The sequence below is a fragment of the Novosphingobium sp. genome (assembly GCF_039595395.1).
Taxonomy (GTDB): domain Bacteria; phylum Pseudomonadota; class Alphaproteobacteria; order Sphingomonadales; family Sphingomonadaceae; genus Novosphingobium.
Map to the genome: position 1 here is coordinate 563,690 of NZ_JBCNLP010000001.1, position 16,282 is coordinate 579,971.

12 protein-coding genes are annotated in these 16,282 nt (G+C 67.4%); 9 read left to right on the forward strand and 3 right to left on the reverse strand.

Features of this window, described 5'->3' with window-relative positions:
* The first annotated feature begins 130 nt into the window (after positions 1 to 130).
* Positions 131 to 1,690, forward strand: coding sequence for an MFS transporter (locus ABDW49_RS02680; RefSeq protein WP_343609532.1), 1,560 nt, complete (start codon positions 131 to 133; stop codon positions 1,688 to 1,690).
* 14 nt (positions 1,691 to 1,704) lie between these two features.
* On the opposite strand, the gene ABDW49_RS02685 is transcribed toward ABDW49_RS02680, so the two are convergent.
* On the reverse strand, positions 1,705 to 4,113 hold the full coding sequence (locus tag ABDW49_RS02685; protein WP_343609534.1) for a TonB-dependent receptor: 2,409 nt from the start codon (positions 4,111 to 4,113) through the stop codon (positions 1,705 to 1,707).
* A gap of 325 nt (positions 4,114 to 4,438) precedes the next feature.
* Positions 4,439 to 4,819: a nuclear transport factor 2 family protein gene (locus tag ABDW49_RS02690; protein WP_343614099.1), complete on the reverse strand. Its 381-nt coding sequence runs from the start codon at positions 4,817 to 4,819 to the stop codon at positions 4,439 to 4,441.
* 332 nt (positions 4,820 to 5,151) lie between these two features.
* Between ABDW49_RS02690 and ABDW49_RS02695 the strand changes: the two genes are divergently transcribed.
* Positions 5,152 to 6,258 carry an FUSC family protein gene (locus tag ABDW49_RS02695; protein ID WP_343609535.1) on the forward strand — a complete coding sequence of 369 codons (1,107 nt, stop codon included), beginning with the start codon at positions 5,152 to 5,154 and terminating at the stop codon, positions 6,256 to 6,258.
* 78 nt (positions 6,259 to 6,336) lie between these two features.
* Positions 6,337 to 6,810: an Rrf2 family transcriptional regulator gene (locus ABDW49_RS02700; protein WP_343609536.1), complete on the forward strand. Its 474-nt coding sequence runs from the start codon at positions 6,337 to 6,339 to the stop codon at positions 6,808 to 6,810.
* A gap of 13 nt (positions 6,811 to 6,823) precedes the next feature.
* Here the strand turns inward: ABDW49_RS02700 and ABDW49_RS02705 are convergent, their stop codons facing one another.
* Positions 6,824 to 8,464, reverse strand: a complete 1,641-nt coding sequence (locus ABDW49_RS02705; protein WP_343609538.1) for an alkaline phosphatase D family protein — start codon at positions 8,462 to 8,464, stop codon at positions 6,824 to 6,826.
* A 171-nt stretch (positions 8,465 to 8,635) separates the two neighbouring features.
* On the opposite strand from ABDW49_RS02705, the gene ABDW49_RS02710 reads away from it, so the two are divergent.
* From ABDW49_RS02710 to ABDW49_RS02735, 6 genes are all read left to right on the forward strand, one after another.
* Positions 8,636 to 9,991 carry an MATE family efflux transporter gene (locus ABDW49_RS02710; RefSeq protein ID WP_343609539.1) on the forward strand — a complete coding sequence of 452 codons (1,356 nt, stop codon included), beginning with the start codon at positions 8,636 to 8,638 and terminating at the stop codon, positions 9,989 to 9,991.
* A gap of 114 nt (positions 9,992 to 10,105) precedes the next feature.
* Positions 10,106 to 11,203 (forward strand): hypothetical protein, encoded by a 1,098-nt coding sequence (locus ABDW49_RS02715; protein WP_343609540.1) that lies wholly within the window; start codon positions 10,106 to 10,108, stop codon positions 11,201 to 11,203.
* A gap of 241 nt (positions 11,204 to 11,444) precedes the next feature.
* A complete protein-coding gene (locus ABDW49_RS02720) occupies positions 11,445 to 13,472 on the forward strand; it encodes an FUSC family protein (protein WP_343609541.1) in 2,028 nt (675 codons plus the stop codon).
* Positions 13,469 to 13,690, forward strand: a complete 222-nt coding sequence (locus ABDW49_RS02725; protein ID WP_343609542.1) for a DUF1656 domain-containing protein — start codon at positions 13,469 to 13,471, stop codon at positions 13,688 to 13,690. Before ABDW49_RS02720 ends, ABDW49_RS02725 begins: the two co-directional genes overlap by 4 nt.
* Positions 13,687 to 14,691: an HlyD family secretion protein gene (locus tag ABDW49_RS02730; RefSeq protein WP_343609543.1), complete on the forward strand. Its 1,005-nt coding sequence runs from the start codon at positions 13,687 to 13,689 to the stop codon at positions 14,689 to 14,691. Before ABDW49_RS02725 ends, ABDW49_RS02730 begins: the two co-directional genes overlap by 4 nt.
* Positions 14,688 to 16,094 carry an efflux transporter outer membrane subunit gene (locus ABDW49_RS02735; RefSeq protein WP_343609544.1) on the forward strand — a complete coding sequence of 469 codons (1,407 nt, stop codon included), beginning with the start codon at positions 14,688 to 14,690 and terminating at the stop codon, positions 16,092 to 16,094. Before ABDW49_RS02730 ends, ABDW49_RS02735 begins: the two co-directional genes overlap by 4 nt.
* The last annotated feature ends 188 nt before the right edge of the window (positions 16,095 to 16,282 follow it).

The window sequence follows — 16,282 nt, forward strand, 5'->3', positions numbered from 1 at the left end:
TATCAACATCGTGTCAGCGCGGCACGGGGACCTTCCCACCCGGTCAGGGTGAGGGAGGGAGCCCGTGCCGCCTGCCCGGCCTTGTCCGGATGACTGACCGGGCATTCCCGCCCCCTTTCAGGAGTTGCCCGTGAGCACCGATCTGCCCCGCCCCCCGGACCTTGTCTCCGCATCGGGAGGCGGGCTGGCGGGCGGCGCGGCGGCTGCCGTGGGCGCGCCACCCTCTGCCGAGGAAATCGGGGGCGCCTCCGCTGGCGATGCGAGCGGCGCTCCGGCGCGCACCGTGGGCTATCGCACCATGGCGATCATCATCGCCAGCGCGCTGTTCATGGAATTTCTCGACGCGACGGTGCTGTCCACCGCTTTGCCGACCATGGCGCGCGACTTCCATGTCCGCGCGCCCGACATGAGCGTGGCGCTCACCGCCTATCTGCTGGCGCTGGCGATCTTCATCCCCGCCTCGGGCCGTCTGGCCGACCGTTTTGGCGCGCGCAGCGTGTTCCGCACCGCGATCATGCTCTTCATGTTCGGCAGCGTGGGCTGCGGTCTGGCCCCGACGCTGGAGGCCATGGTGGCGGCGCGCTTCGTGCAGGGGCTGGGCGGGGCGATGATGATCCCGGTCGGGCGGCTGGTGCTGCTGCGCTCGGTGGACAAGGCCGATATGGTCGATGCCATGAGCTGGCTGATGGCCCCGGCGATGATCGGGCCTATTCTCGGCCCGCCGCTGGGGGGCCTGATCGTGACCTGGCTCGACTGGCGCTGGATCTTCTACATCAACCTGCCCATGGCCGTGCTGGCGGTGTGGCTGGTGGGCCGCTACATCCCCGATATCCGCGACGATGTGAATGAGCCCTTCGACTGGCTGGGCTTCGTGCTGAGCGGCATCGCGCTGGGCTGCCTGCTGTTCGGCTGCGAATTTGTCAGCCGCTCGGGGCAGGGCTGGCTGGCGGTGCTGCTGCTGGGGCTGGGGACCACCACGGGCCTTGCCTATCTGCGCCATGCGCAGGGCAACCCCGGCGCGATCCTCGACCTGACACTGCTGAAGGACCAGACCTTCCGTCTCTCGGTGATCGCCGGGTCGATCACGCGGGTCACGCAGGGCGCCCAGCCTTTCCTGCTGCCGCTGATGATGCAGCTCGCTTTCGGCTTTTCCGCCGCGCGCAGTGGTACCATCACTGTCGCGACTGCCTGCGGATCGCTGGCGATGAAGAGCATGGCGCCGCGTCTGCTGCGCCGTTTCGGCTTCCGCATGGCGCTGGTGTGGAACGGCATCTTCGCCACCATGGGCTATGCTGTCTGCGGGCTGTTTTCGCCGGCATGGACCGACTGGCAGATGTTCGGCGTGCTGAGCATCTGCGGCATGTCGATGTCGTTCCAGTTCACCGCCTACAACACCATCGCCTATGCGGGGATCGAGAAAGAGGCGATGAGCCGGGCGACGGCCTTCTATGCCACTTTCCAGCAGTTGATGCTGTCGCTGGGCATTTGCGCCGGGGCGATGGCGCTGCATGGGGCGATGCTGATCGATGGCCATCTGCGGCCCGCGCATGAGGATTTCTCGGTGGCCTTCTGGGCGGTCTGCACCATTTCGCTGACGGCCACGATCTGGAACCTGCGCTTCGCCCCCGATGCCGGGGCCGAGATCAGCGGCCATGCCTATGTCGAGGGTGAGGCGCCCACCAAGGGGTGAGCGCCTCGTGAGACTCAGTACTCGGCCGAGATGCTGAACTGCCAGGTCCGCGGCGACAGCGGACGGAACGCCCCGTCGCCCGTGGCCGTGGTGGACACGAAAGCCAGCGTATCCTTGTTGAACACATTGTCGATGTTGAAGCGCGCCTTCACGGTCTTGAGCGGCCCCAGATGCCAGCCGTCGCCGATATCAACATAGGCGTTCCACACGGTGTAGGCGGGCACGTTCGAGCCCGGCGTGTTGTCCAGCGTCGACCAGCGGCCCGAGGTGTATTTGCCGCTGAAATTGGCCACCAGCCAGCTTGCCGGTTCCACGGTCACGCCGCCATTGACCAGCCATGTCGCGCTGTCGGGCAGCACCTTGCCCTGCGTGGCATAGAGGATCGCCGTGCCGTTCATCACATTGTCCAGCGCGCGGGCATGGTTGTAGGTGGCCGACAGGTTGAAATAGGCCAGACCATGCAGGAAGCCGGGCTTATAAGTGCCCGACAGCTCCGCGCCGTAAGCCTCCACCCGGCCGACATTGGTGTAGTAGATTTCCGTCGCGCCGGACGACCCTGCCAGGAAGGTGGTGATCGACTGGATGCGGTTCTTGTATTTGGTGTAGTATGTCGCCAGCGAGGCGTACAATTCCTTCTGCCTTGTGCGGATGCCGAACTCGACATTCTGCGAGCGTTCCGGCGCCGGGGCGGGGACCACGCCATTGCTGCTGGCCAGCGTGACCGAGAAGATATCGTCGATCCCCTTGGGCTCGGCCATGTTCTCGGCATAGGAGGCGAAGAGCTGGGTGCGCGGGTCCAGCTTGTAGACTGCGCCCACCAGCGGCAGGAACAGATCGTTGTAATTCACCTGATTGGACTTGGGCCCATAGCCCGCAACGCCCACGCCGTTCACCACGCGGTAGTAATCGGCATAGTCGCGATAGCCGCGCTGGACGTAATCGATGTTGAGGCCCTTGAAGCCCGCCGTCAGCTCCAGCTTGCCCAGCGTGACCTGATCCTTCAGGAAAATCTGGGTGGTGTTGCGGTCGGCGCGATAGTCGCGGCGCAGGAACACCGCCTGACTCAGGTCGGGATCGCTGGCGGGCGAACCGTCGGTGGTGTTGTAGCGCGCCTGGGTGCGGTGGTAATGCTCCACCTCGCCCCAGATGCCCGCCTCGATATGGTTGATGCCCGCATCCCAGTGCAGCGTGCTGGTGATGCCATAGCGGTTGCCGCCCACGCCGGACTTGCCATATTGCGTGCCCTTGGGGGCCACCACATTCAGGCCCGCGGCCTTCTCGCCGGTGTAGATCGACAGGCTGTTTGCATAGGAGTCGGGCGAGACACCGTAACCGGCCTTGTGCTCCCAATAGCCGGTCGATTCCAGATAGACGCCCTGCGCGATGCCAAGGTGCACCGTGCCGCCATAGAGCCGGTCGTTGCGCACATTGATCGCCAGCGGGGCGGTGTAGGTGTAGTTGGTGTTCGAATAGGGCACGCCCGCCACGCTGGGGGCAAAGCCCGGCGTGGTGTTGGGCGGTGTGTCGATATAGCCGCGATAGCGCCCGGTCTTGCCGCCCAGATCGGGCGTGGTGGAGGTGTATTGCGCGCGGGTCAGCGTGGGCGAGTCATTGTCGTGGAAATCGTTGGAAACGAACTTCAGCCGTGCCCAGCTATCCCCGCCCAGATCGGCATGGAGCTGTGCTTCCCAATGGGTGCGGTGCACGCCGCCCGCGCCGCGCCACAGATCACTGTCCAGCTTGGTGCGGCTGACATAGGCGCTGATCGGGCCAAGCTGCCCGGTCGAGGCGCGGATGAAGTTGCGGCGCAGGTTGAACTGGCCCAGCGCCTCGGACACGAAGAGGCCCGCCTTCTTCTGGGGCGCGATGGAGTTGTAGCGCACCACCGGTCCCAGCGAGGAATAGCTGGGCACCGAAACATCGCCCGCCCCCGCCGAGGCGACCACCGAGCCGAGGTTTTCATTGTCCACGTAACGGAACACCGGGCTGCCGCCGAAGGGATCGCTGCGCCCGGTGGGGATGCCGTCGACCACAAAGCCGATCTGGTCGAGGTTGTAGGCGCGCACCTGCACACTGTTGCCAAATTCATAGAGCCCCAGCGAACCATCGGTCTGCACGTTGAAGCCGGGAAGCTGTTCCAGCATCTTGAGGCCCGAGACGCCCGCCGGGGCGGAGAGCAGCGCCTGACGGGTGATGGCGACGGTGTTGGTCACCTGATCCTCACCGATGCTCTGCGAGGCTTCTGACAGGCGGCGACCGGTGACGACCACCACATTGCCATCATCGTTTTCGGGGGGCTTGGCCTCGGTCTTCGGCTCAGCGGCGGCGGGCGCGGTGGCCGCGCTGGCGGTGCCGGCGGCCATCAGAATGGCCAGCGTCAGCGTGCCGGCGCCGCTGGCGCGCGCGATGGAAGGAAATCTCATGTTTTGTCCCCTGTACGATGCCTGCCGCGTCCACATGGCAGCGGTCCCTGATTTGGCTTTTCATCATCGCTGTCGCGCACGCCCCTGCTTGGGCAGGTGACGCGTCGCTCCTCCCGGAAAGCGGTGCTTAACCCAGGAAGCGTCGGGGAAATGATTGGAGTTTCAAATACGCTTATTGGCGTAATTCAACGCCGGATTTCAGGCATTTGGACAAATGCCATATAAAAAAACTATAGTATAAAATGGATTTGTTCGCGGGGCTTTACCTAGATTGCGTGGCGGTGAAAGATATGGCCGGAGCGTTCTCCATGGCCAGTGCAAGCTTTCAGCCCAGCGTCAGATAGATTTCGGCCTCGATCACCCATTCGCCCGCCACCTCGCGCCATTTGGCGGTGTAGTCGCCGCGCGTCACCTGCTGCCCCGTGGTGCCGGTCCAGACGCCATGCTCCATCGCGATAGGCTCGACGGTGGAGGCCACGATCCGCTCGGGGCGGCGCTGATAGATGGTGCGCTGCTGCGCGGCGAATTCGCGCTTCCAGGCCAGAAGCTGGGCCTTGCGTCCGGCGATCACCGCGCTGTCGGTGCCGGTCACCAGCATGGCGTCATGGGCCAGCAGCGTGCCGATGGCATGCAGATCGCCTTGCGCCAGCGCATGGTTGAAGGCGGCGCGGCGCAGGCGGATGGCAAGGTCCGGGGCGCCGGTGATCGGAGAGGTCATTGCGGGGCTTTCGGCTTGGAGCGGGACGGCGCCTTCTGGCGGCAAGCGGGGGCTCAGGGCAAGTGGAAGGTTTGGGGCAAAGGTTTGCACCTCATCACTTTTCCTGTGGCGGATGGTTTGCCTGACAGGCGCGCGCCGATCCGGTTCGAAAATCCCCGCCATCTGCCCAAGGGCCGTTTCGCGCTGACGACTGTTTTGTCGCATCGCTGTTGCAAAAACCGGTTCCCACTTTTTCGCGCGATGCTCTAAGCTTTGGTTGTCGCATCGTTGATGCGAAAAACCGGTTCCCACTTTTTCGCATGAAGCTCCAGACACCGGCCATGGCACCGTCTTCCGATACCAAGTCCGCCTTCCTCAACCGGACGCGTCTGCGCACCGCCTGGGTGCAGGCCCTGCGGGTGATGGTGGCCTGCGCGGTGGCCTATGGCCTGTCGCATGTGCTGGCGCTGCAGCAGGGCTATTGGTCGGTCTTCACCGTGCTGGTGGTGATGCAGGCCTCGACCGGGGCGACCGCCGGTGCGGCGGTGGACCGGCTGGTCGCCACGGTGGCAGGCGCGCTGCTGGGCGCGGTGGCGGCGCTGATCACGCCGCATGAGCCGCTGGCCATCGGCATCGCGCTGGTCTGTACGACGGGGGTGGGCAGCTTTGCCGCGGCCCTGCACCCGCGGCTGAGGATCGCCGCGCTGACCGCCTCGATCGTGATCCTCACCAGGCCGATGATGGTGCCGGTGGAGGTCTTTGTCCTCAACCGCATCGCTGAAATCACGCTGGGCGGGGTGATCGGCGTGCTGGTCAGCCTGCTGGTGCTGCCGCGTCGGCCCGGCCATGTGCTGCTGGGGCGGCTGGCGGGTGTCGCCGAGGCGATGGTGCCGGTGCTGGAAGGGCAGGCCGGGGCGCTAGAGAGCGGCGAGGGGTTCTCCTCGACCGAGGCGACCATCGCGCTGCGTCAGGCGCTGGTGGGCGCGGAAACCTTGCTGGCCGAGGTGAAGCAGGAACGATCCCTGCGGCTGGCGCGCGGCGCTTTCCCCGAGGCTTTGCCGCGCACGCTCTGGCGGGTGCGCAACGATATCGCGCAGATCGGGCGGGTGCTCGACGCGCCCTTCCCGGAGGATGCCCTGCGCTGCATGGGGCCGCAGGGCGCGCATGTGCTCCGGCAGGAGGCGCTGTTCGTGCAGGCCTGTGCCCGCGCCCTGCGCGAGGGCGCGCTGGGCGACTGGCCCGAGGCGCAGCAGGCGCTTGACGCTTTCGACGCCGCCTTTGCCGAGATGCGGCGCGGCGAGGCGGCGCGGCCGGTCGATTTCGACGACATCGGGCGGCTGTTCGGCCTGTCGAACCTGCTTCACCGGCTGCGGCAGGACATGGGCGATCTGGGGGAGCGCATCACCGAAATCCTGCGCGGCGAGGCCGAGGAACCTTCGGAAAGCTGAGCTTGGGGTGGCCATAGCATCACTTGCCTTGCCGCGCGAAACCGCCTATTGGCGCAGCAGGAACGGAGGCGGGCTTTCATGCTATCGCAGCAATCGCGCTATGCATTGAAAGCGCTTATCTATCTGGCCGGCAAGGATGGGAGCAAACCCTATCCCAGCGCGGAAATCGCCGCCGGGGCCAACATTCCGCGCAAATTCCTCGAAGCGATCCTGCTCGATCTGAAGCTGGCGGGCATCGTCCACAGCACGCGCGGCAAGGCGGGCGGCTATGTGCTGGCGCGCCCGGCCGAGGCCATCACCTTCAGCGAGGTGATGCGCGTCACCGACGGGCCGCTGGCGCTGATCCATTGCGCCAGCCAGAAGTTCTACCGCCGCTGCGTCGATTGCACCGATGAGGCCGCCTGCGCCCTGCGCCGCATCATGATCGAGGCGCGCGCGCAACTGGTCTCGGTGCTGGACAACCGCACTTTGGCCGATGCGGCGGCGCTGGCGCTGGTCGAGGCGCTGCCCGAGGATACGGGTATGGCAACGGGCGGCCCGGCTGCGGCCTGAGCCGCTTTCCGGATCAGGCCTTCTTCACCCCCGGATCGCCGCGCTCCACCGCAAAGCTGGCATAGGTGGAGAGCTTGCCCCCCGGTGAGGACACTTTGTCGATCACCTTCAGCTCGGCCTGCCACACGTCGCGCCCCACATCGCACAGCACATAGCCGCGCCGGTCGATCGTGGCCTTCAGCGCCGGATTGTCGGCCAGTTGCTGAGGCGTGTTCAGCTCCCCCATGCCATCGTCGCCCGAACTGACCGAGGTGCCGAGAAACTCGCTGGTGATGATCTTGGCGGGCTTGCTGCCGGGCGCGCCCTCGTCCTGAATCACATCGCCCGCGTAATGGCGGTGCGCGTCGCCGCTGACGGTGACGACATTGCCGGGGCAAGCCTTGTCGATATGGCTGAGCAGGCGACGGCGGCTGTGCATATAGCCCGACCAGCGATCCATATTGTAGCCTTTGGCGCCCCCGTTTCCACGCCCCACCAGATGCATCAGCATCACCTGATGCGCGATCAGGTTCCAGCGCGCGGTGGAGTCCGCCAGCCCGTCGAACAGCCATTTCTCCTGAGCGTCACCCATCATGGTGCGCGCCGGATCATAGGCGGCGGGCGTCATCGGGGCCAGCTTCTCGCCGCCGGGCAGTTTCTCGGCCTCGCCAATCTGGTCCGAGCGATACTGGCGCGTGTCCAGCACGAAGGCATTGACCAGATCGCCATAGCGGGCGTTGCGGTGCATCCGCATCCGGCTGCCGTCGGGCATGGAGGCGCGGCGCAGCGGCATATGCTCGTAATAGGCCTGAAAGGCGGCGGCGCGGCGATAAAGGAAGACCTCGGGCGGGGTGCCGTCCTGGTCCCAGCGGTCGGCCCAGTCATTGTCGACCTCATGGTCGTCGAAGCTGACCCAGAAGGGCGCGGCGTGATGCGCGGCCTGCAGATCGGGGTCGGTCTTGTACTGGGCGTAGCGCTGGCGATAGTCGTCGAGCGAGTAGGGCTCGTCATTGTTGTGCTTGCGGGCGCGGGGGAAGTCATGGCCCTGAATGGTCAGGGTCTGCGCGCCTTTCTCGTTGGTTTCATAGATGTAGTCGCCATAGTGGAAGATGAAATCCACCGGCTCCCGCGCGATATGCTTCCAGGCGGTGAAATGGCCATGCTCGTAATGCTGGCAGCCCGCCACGGCGAAGCGCAGCCGTTCGACGCGCGCGCCGGGCAAGGGCAGCGTGCGGCTGCGGCCCACCGGGCTGACCTGCCCGGCGATGCGGAAGCGGTAGAACCACACGCGATCCGGCGACAGGCCGTCCACCTCGACATGGACGCTGTGGCCCAGTTCGGGAGAGGCCAGCGCCTCGCCTTTGGCCAGCACGACCGCGAAGCTTTCCTCCGCGGCGACCTCCCAGCTCACGACCATGGGTGCACGGGGCATGCCGTAATGCTGCTCGGCGGGGCGGGGGCACAGGCGGGTCCAGATCACGAAACCGTCAGGCGCCGGATCGCCCGAGGCCACGCCCAACGCGAAAGGATAGTCGGCAAAGCGCGGATCGGCCACGATGTTGCGCGGCCATGGTGCGGCCAGCGCGGGCCATGCGGCCAGGGCTCCGGCCCCGATCCCCGTTTTCGCCATCATCGCCATCAGTGCGCGGCGGTCGAGGAAAGGCATCCGGGTCATGGCAAAAGTCCTGAACAACAAAGCGGGGCCGGGGCGGGCTAGCCTGCTTTCTATGCCGAAATGTGACCGTGCAAGGTCTTAAGCTGTTTCGGCGCCGATGAAATGGCGCGACAGGCAGGCTTCGGCTGCTACAGGTTTGGGCGAGGCGCGGGCGCAAGGGACATGGCATCGATGACACTCCACATCGCAAACCCGCAGCGCGCTCTGGCCGCGCGCGTGATCTGGGCGCTGGCGCTGCCGGCCATGCTCACCAACATCGCCACGGCGCTGTTCGGGCTGGCCGATATGTGGGTGATCGGGCGGTTGGGCGATGCCGCTGCTCAGGGCGGGGTGGAGCTGGGCGCGCGTTTCATGACCTCGCTGCTGGTGGTGTTCAACTTTCTGCGCACCGGCACCACCGCGCTCAGCGCTCAGGCGGGCGGGCGCGGGGATGCCGCCGAACAATCCGCCACGCTGGCCCGCGCCGCGCTGCTGGCGGGTGGCATCGCGCTGCTGCTGGTGGCGCTTTATCCGTGGATCGCGGCGCCGGCGCTGGGCTGGCTGGGCGCGCGGGGCGATCTGGCGGTGCTGGCGGGGGCCTATGTGGCGCGGCGCTATGGCGCGGTGCCCGCTGCTTTGCTCAATGGCGCGCTGACCGGCTGGCTGGTCGGGCAGCGGCAGGTGCGCGGCGTGCTGGCCGCCGAGGTCGGCGCTAACATCGCGCATATTGCGCTCGATCTGCTGCTGGTGCTGGTGTTCCACTGGGGGGTGACCGGCGTGGCCAGCGCCTCGCTGCTGTCGGAATGGCTGAAATTCGCCTTTCTTCTGGGTCTGGCGCTGAGGCAGGGGGCTTGGGCAGGGCTGCGCGGCAGCAGCGCGCTGCTGGCCGACACCAAGGCCTTCCACCGCCTGCTGGCGCTCAACCGAGACCTGTTTCTGCGCACATTGCTGCTGACCGGCGTGATGCTGGAGTTCACCCGCATGGGCGCGAAGGCCGGGGCGGTGACTCTGGCCGCCAATGGCATCCTGTTCCAGATGTTCATGCTCTCCGCCCTGATCCTCGATGGTTTCGAGACCGCCGCCCAGGTGCTCTGCGGCGAGGCGCTGGGGCAGGGCGATGCTTCGGCCTTTCGCGCCGCTGTGCGGGCCAATCTGCGCTGGGGGCTGGCGATGGGGCTGGCCGTCAGCCTGATCTATGCCGTGGCCGGTCCCGCCATCGCAGCCAGCTTCACCCTCAACCCGGCCGTGCGCGCCGAGGCCATGCGTTTCGCGCCATGGGCCGCTGCCCTGCCGCTGCTGGGGGTTAGCTCCTTCGTGATGGACGGCATCTTTGTGGGCGCGGGCTGGGCGCGGGCGATGTTTGGCACGATGGCGGCATCCTTCGCGCTGTTCAACGCCGCTTTGTGGTGCGCCGCGCCATGGGGCAACAGCGGCCTGTGGCTGTCCTTCTGCCTGCTCTTCGTGGCGCGGGCGGGGGGACAGGCCCTGTGCCTGCCGGGGCTGGTGCACAAACAGCTTGGACAACAAAAACCGGAGCATAATGCGTGATTCTCAAATCACGCATTATGCTCTAAGGAAGAACACGGCATGTCCCGGAAGGCCTCTCAGGCCATCCAGCGGCGGCAGGGGGTTATCGACGTCAGGGGTATGACGAGTCCGGGAATGAGACAGAGCGAGATCGCATCCCTTTGCATCGGCCTGCTGGCCATGGCGGTGCCCGCCTGGGCGCAGGCGCAGGCCGTCGCCCCGGTGGGCAGCCGTGCCTCCGATGGCTCCGTGCCCGAAAGCGCCCCGCCCGAACCGGCCACCGTGCCTTGCCCGGCTGACGGCATGGACCACTGCTTTCAGGTGCCCGGCGTGGCGATCCCCCCCGAAGCGGGCGATCGTCGCGAGATCCTGCCGGCGCCTCCGCTCTGGTCGCTCAGCGTCTCGGGCGGGCTTTCGCCGCGCGATGGCGGCGCGACCGGCGCCTATGGCGCGGTCGAGCTGCGCCGCCAGATCGGCCATGGCTATGTGCAGGTGGGCGGCATGCGCTACCACACGCCGCTGCTCTCCGATGCGGTGTCGGCGGCCTCGACCTTCAATGTCGGCACGCTGGCGGGCGGGGTCAATCTCAACAACTGGCTGCTCGATGGCTATGTCAGCTATGGCTGGCAGGATTTCGGCGCGGTGCGCGTCGACGATGGCTCGGGCCAGACCACGCTGGTGCGCCCCAGCAATGCCGCGACCAAGGGCAGCCCCTATTACGGCGCGGGCATCAGCCTGGGGCGGATGATCCCGGTCAACAACCGCATCTTCATCACCCCCACGGCGGCGGTGGTCTATGCCTGGGGACGCTGGCTGCATCCGGCCGGCTCCATCCCCCAGATCCCCGGTGCGCCGGCGCTCGTCGGACAGGATTACGCCACCGGCGAGCCGACCTGGACCGGCACCGCCCGCCTGCGCATCGACCGCATGATGGGCAAGGCGCGGCGCAGCTATCTGGGCCTGTCGGTGGCCGCCCTGTGGTCGAGCAACGCCACCTCCTTTGCCGGAGCGGGCGGGGTGGGTGGCGTCGGCGGTCCGGCGGGATCGGGGCCGGGGCTGCCGGGGCCGGGCGCGGGCTTCCTGCGGCTGCGCGACCCCTGGGCGGAGATTGCGATGCATGGCTCGCTGGCGGTGACACGGCTGGTGCGGGCGGAGATGACGGTGGCGCGCACGGTGGGGCTGGTGTCGGGGGATACCACCACCATCAATTTCGGGCTGCGCCATCAGTTCTGAGGATCCGGCCAAGGACAAAGACAGGACCAAAGGGTAAGGGTTTATTGGCGGTTGGTCGGATTGATTGTCGGGGCACCCCTGCGTAACGGGGTGAATGGGGGGGTATGAGAGACTGGATGATCTTGACCCCAAGGAAATGGAACAGCGGCCATGGCAGCGTGGCCGCAAAAGGTGTTTGCGCGCCGGGCTTTGCCGTGCCGCCTGCGCGCGCCTGCGTCCCGCGTGACGCGGAGGCGCGTTGATGCGCTGGGGCCCGGCCACACTCTATTCCCTCAAGACCGCCGCGGCGGCCTTTGCCGCGCTGGGCATTGCCTTGGCGATCGGCCTGCCCATGCCCTTCTGGGCGATGACCACCGTCTACATCACCAGCAACCCCCTGTCGGGCGCGACGCGTTCCAAATCGATCTACCGCGTGATGGGCACGACCATCGGTGCCGCCGTGGCCGTGGCCATGGTGCCCGCGCTGGTGAACTGGCCCGCGCTGCTCAGTCTTGGGCTGGCGAGCTGGGTGGGCTTTTGCCTGGCCGTCTCGCTGCTGGACCGCTCCCCGCGCGCCTATGTGATGATGCTGGCGGGCTACACCGCCGCGATCATCGGCTTTTCCAGCGTCGACCGGCCCGAGGCGATCTTCGACACGGCGGCGGCGCGAGTTACCGAAATCACGCTGGGCATCGTCTGCATCACCGTGGCGCACAGCATCTTCTGGCCGCTGTCGGTGGGCGACCGGCTGGGGCCGCGCCTGCATGGCTGGCTTGACGATGCCGAGCAATGGATGCGCGACGCCGTCGCCGGCAACCCCGACGAGATTGCCGACCGCCGCAGGCTGGCCGTCGATGCGCTGGACTGCATCGCGCTGGCGACGCATGTGCCCTATGACACCTCGCATTGGCGCGAGGCGACGCGGGTGGTGCAGGCGCTGCTGTATCGCATGCTGCTGCTGCTGCCGCTGCTTTCGGGCAGTGTGGACCGCCGCGCGGCGCTGGGCGATGACGCGGTGCTGGAGGAAGCCTTGGCCAGCACCGACCGCTGGCTGGAAGCCGGTGCGCCGCCGGAGGTCCCCGATTATCTGCACATGGCCCCGCCGGAGCGTGACTGGCGTGGCCTGCTGCGCGAAAGCTTTCTGGTGCGGCTGACGCAAAGCGCCACGGTGATCGCCGAGTGCCGCCAACTGCTGGCCAGGCTCGACAACCCCGATGTGCGCGTGCCCGACGAACTGGTGGCAGAGCGTATTCCCCTGAAGCTGCACACCGATCCGGGCTCGGCGGTGCTGGCCGGGCTGGCCGCGATGTTCGCGCTGATGCTGATCTGCACCTTCTGGATCTGGACCGGCTGGGTCGATGGCGCGGGGGCGGCGGCGATGACGGCGGTGTTCTGCTGCCTGTTTGCCGCGCTGGACAATCCGGTGCCCGCGATCATCAACTTCGGCGGCTCGATCATCGCCAGCGTGCCGGTGGCGGGCGTCGTGCTCTTCGGCATCCTGCCACACATCGAAACCTTCGAGATGCTCTGTCTGGTGCTGCTGCCGATCTGTCTGGTGGCGGGCGTCTTCATGATGCATCCGCGTTATGGCGGGACGGCCACGGCCTTCATGGTCGGCTTTGGCAGCGGCATCGCCATCACCGAGACCTATACCGCCGATCTGGCCCGCTTCATCAACACCAATGGCGGGCAGGTGGTGGCCGTGGCCGTGGCGGTGGGCGTGACGGCCACCTTCCGCAAGGTCAGCTCGGAAAGCGCCATCGCCGTGCTGGTGAAGCGCCTGCATGCCGATCTGGCGGTGCTGGCCGGCGCGCGCACGCCGCCTGATCCCAACCGCACTCTGGTGCGCGCCACCGATCAGCTCGCGCTGATCACCCAGCGCCTGACCGATGACAGCGACCTTTCGGTGGCGGGCCTTGGCGAGGTGCGCGTGGCGCTCAATCTGGTGACGATCCAGCATCTGCGGGTCAACGCGCCGCGTGCCCCCCGCGTCGCGCTGACCCGCCTGCTGCGCACCGCGCGCGACCACTTCGCCACCAGCCAGCCCGGCGATGCGCCGCCGCCCGAACTGCTCGGCCAGATCGACAAGGCGCTGCGGCTTACGCTGGATGGCCCGATGCCCTTGCCGGAAACGGCGGGCGAGTTGATCGGGACGGGCGCATTGCCCCATGCCCTGATCGTCGCCAACCGCGCGCAGGGCCGTGCCGCTCTGGTGGCGATGCGCCGCAACCTGTTTCCCGCCGCCCCGGCCTTTGCGCTCGAAGGCCCCAGCCCGGAGGTGACCGCATGATCCCCGAATATTCCTTTGGCGGCGTGCTGGTCGCCACGGTGCCCGTCACCGCCTTTCTGGCCTTCATCATCGCGCTGCTGGTGCACCGCCTGCTGGTGGCTTTGCGCTTCTATCGCTGGGTCTGGCATCCGGTGCTGTTCGACACGGCGCTCTTCGTCACGATCTGGTGCCTCATCACCCTCTACCCCCTCCCCGTACCGCAAGGACTGCTGCCATGAACGCCCCCCTTTCCCGCAATCTGCGCCAGGCGATCCGCGTCGCCACCACCGGAGCGGCGGTGATCGTGGCGGTGATCGGCGCGCGTGCCCTGTGGACGCATTATCAGGTCGACCCCTGGACCCGCGACGGCCGCGTCCGCGCCGAAGTGGTGCAGGTGGCGCCCGACGTGCAGGGGCTGGTGACCAAGGTCTATGTCGGCAACGACCAGCTTGTGCATCGCGGCGATGTGCTCTTCGAGATCGATCGCGCGCGCTTCGAACTGGCGCTGCATCAGGCCGAGGTGGCGCAGCAGAAGGCGGGCGCCGCCGTGATCCGCGCCCAGGCCGCGATCCAGAGCGCCACCGCCAGCGTCGGTGAAGCCCGTCGCGAGGCCACCCGCAACAAGGGACTGGGCGAACTGGTCGCCACCGAGACCACCGAGCAGAGCCAGACCAAGGTGGCCGAGGGCGAGGCCAAGCTGGCCGAAGCCCGCGCCGCTCTGGCCGAGGCGCAGACGGCGGTGGCCGAAGCGAAGAACGCCCGCGATGTGGCGGCGCTGAATCTGGAGCGGACCCGTGTGGTGGCGCCGCTGGATGGCCGCCTGTCGGACCTCTCGCTGCGTCCCGGCAACTATGTGGCGCCGGGCAAGCCGGTGCTGGCGTTGGTGGACACCGGCTCGCTGCGCATCGAGGGCTATTTCGAGGAAACCAAGCTGCCTCAGGTCCATATCGGCCAGCGCGCCACGGTGCGCCTGATGGGCGAGAGCCGGACGCTGACCGGCCATGTCACCTCCATCGCCTCGGCCATCGAGGATCATGATCGCTCGGCCAGCCCCAATGGCCTGCCCGCGATCAACCCCAACTTCAGTTGGGTGCGTCTGGCGCAGCGCGTGCCGGTGCGTATCGCGCTGGACAATCCGCCCGCCGATGTCGCGCTGATCTCGGGCCGCACCGCCACGGTGACGCTGGATCAGGGCAGCAAGAAGCAGCAGCAAGGGCAGCAGCCGGAGCAGCACCAGTGAGGCGTCTGTTTTCCGGGGTTGCTCTTCTGGCGCTGGCGGGCTGCGGCGTGCCGCCCCATGTCGCGCAGAAGCCGGTGATCGAGAATCCGGCGACTCAGGGCGCCTTCCGCGAGGGCGATGCCCTGCAGCAGACCGGCGCTGTCTCGCGCGACGATCTGCCCGCCCGCTGGTGGCACCTCTATGACGATCCGGTGCTCGATACGCTGGAGGAACAGGCGCTCGCCGCCAACATCGACCTGCGTGTGGCCCAGGCCAGCCTGACCCGCGCCCGCGCCGTCTCCGCCGCCGCCGAGGGCCAGCGCGAACCCGATTTCGCCGCCAGCTTCGGCGTGCAGCGCGCGCGCCTCTCGGGCGAATCCTATCTGCTGGAAGAGCCCATCCCGGTGGCGACGCTGGGCACGGCCTCGGCCTCCATGTCCTATCAGATCGACCTGTTCGGGCGCATCAAGCACAGCATCGAAGCCGCCCGCGCCGATGAAGAGGCCACCGAGGCAACGATTGGCGCGGTGAAGGTGACTCTGGCCGCGGATGTGGCCCGCGCCTACATCACCATCTGCGGCGCCAATGAGGACCGCGAGCTGGCCGAACAGGCGCTTGAGCTGCAAGGCCACGCGCTGGATGTCGCCAGGCGCCTGCAGGCCGCCGGGCGCACCTCCACGGTGGAGGTGACCGCTGCGGAAGGCCGCTATGAGCAATTGCGCGCCCTTGTACCCGTGCAGAAGGCGCGCGCGCAGGCTGCGCTCTATCGGCTGGCCTATCTGATGGGCCGCACGCCCACCGAATATCCGCGCGAAGCTGAAAGCTGCAACGCCATCCCGCAGCTCAAGAACCCGCTGCCCGTCGGTGATGGCGCTGCCCTGCTGCGCCGCCGCCCCGACGTCCGCATGGCCGAGCGCCATCTGGCAGGCGCCACAGCGCGCATCGGTGTGGCGACGGCGGAATTGTACCCCAGCGTGGGGATCGGCCTCTCGGGCGGCTCGCTGGGCTTCCTGAAGGATCTGGGGCAGGCCGCCGCCAACATGTGGAGCGCGGGCGGCCTGATCCGCTGGAACATCCCCAATGCGGCGTCGCGCGCGAAGGTGCGCGCGGCAGGCGCCGATGCCGATGCCGCTCTGGCGAGGTTCGATGGCGTGGTGCTGGGCGCCCTGCGTGAGACCGAGACGGCGCTCAACGCCTATGCGCAGGACCGCGACCGCACCGTGGCCATCGTGGCCGCGCGCGAGGCGGCGGACAAGGCCGCCGATGAGGCGCGGCGTCTGCGGGCGGCGGGGCGTTCGCCGCTGCTGGCGGATATCGGCGGGCGTCAGGGGGCTCTGGGCGCGAAGGCTTCGGAGCTCAGCGCGCGTGAGGGGCTGGCTCACGATCAGGTGTCGCTGTTTCTGGCGTTGGGTGGGGGTTGGTAAAGGGGTTTTAGAAGAGGAAATGCGAGGGCCATCGCCCTCGCGCTCCCTTTAATGTCTACGTCGCGCACCGGGTTCGGCCTTGCGCTTAGCTTGCCGCGCCGCAGGCTTTAAACGAGAAAAAGGCGCCGAGGCATTCCTGCCTGCGGCGCCTTTTCGTGCCCGTGGAAAGGTTGCGCAACCGTTGGATG

What these genes read in the sequence shown, in the direction of transcription:
- ABDW49_RS02695 (WP_343609535.1), top strand. Translation starts at nt 5,152, where the DNA reads ATGGCACCGTCTTCCGATACCAAGTCCGCCTTCCTCAACCGGACGCGT.
- ABDW49_RS02685 (WP_343609534.1), bottom strand. Translation starts at nt 4,113, where the DNA reads ATGAGATTTCCTTCCATCGCGCGCGCCAGCGGCGCCGGCACGCTGACG.
- ABDW49_RS02725 (WP_343609542.1), top strand. Translation starts at nt 13,469, where the DNA reads ATGATCCCCGAATATTCCTTTGGCGGCGTGCTGGTCGCCACGGTGCCC.
- ABDW49_RS02715 (WP_343609540.1), top strand. Translation starts at nt 10,106, where the DNA reads ATGAGACAGAGCGAGATCGCATCCCTTTGCATCGGCCTGCTGGCCATG.
- ABDW49_RS02710 (WP_343609539.1), top strand. Translation starts at nt 8,636, where the DNA reads ATGACACTCCACATCGCAAACCCGCAGCGCGCTCTGGCCGCGCGCGTG.
- ABDW49_RS02730 (WP_343609543.1), top strand. Translation starts at nt 13,687, where the DNA reads ATGAACGCCCCCCTTTCCCGCAATCTGCGCCAGGCGATCCGCGTCGCC.
- ABDW49_RS02700 (WP_343609536.1), top strand. Translation starts at nt 6,337, where the DNA reads ATGCTATCGCAGCAATCGCGCTATGCATTGAAAGCGCTTATCTATCTG.
- ABDW49_RS02705 (WP_343609538.1), bottom strand. Translation starts at nt 8,464, where the DNA reads ATGACCCGGATGCCTTTCCTCGACCGCCGCGCACTGATGGCGATGATG.
- ABDW49_RS02720 (WP_343609541.1), top strand. Translation starts at nt 11,445, where the DNA reads ATGCGCTGGGGCCCGGCCACACTCTATTCCCTCAAGACCGCCGCGGCG.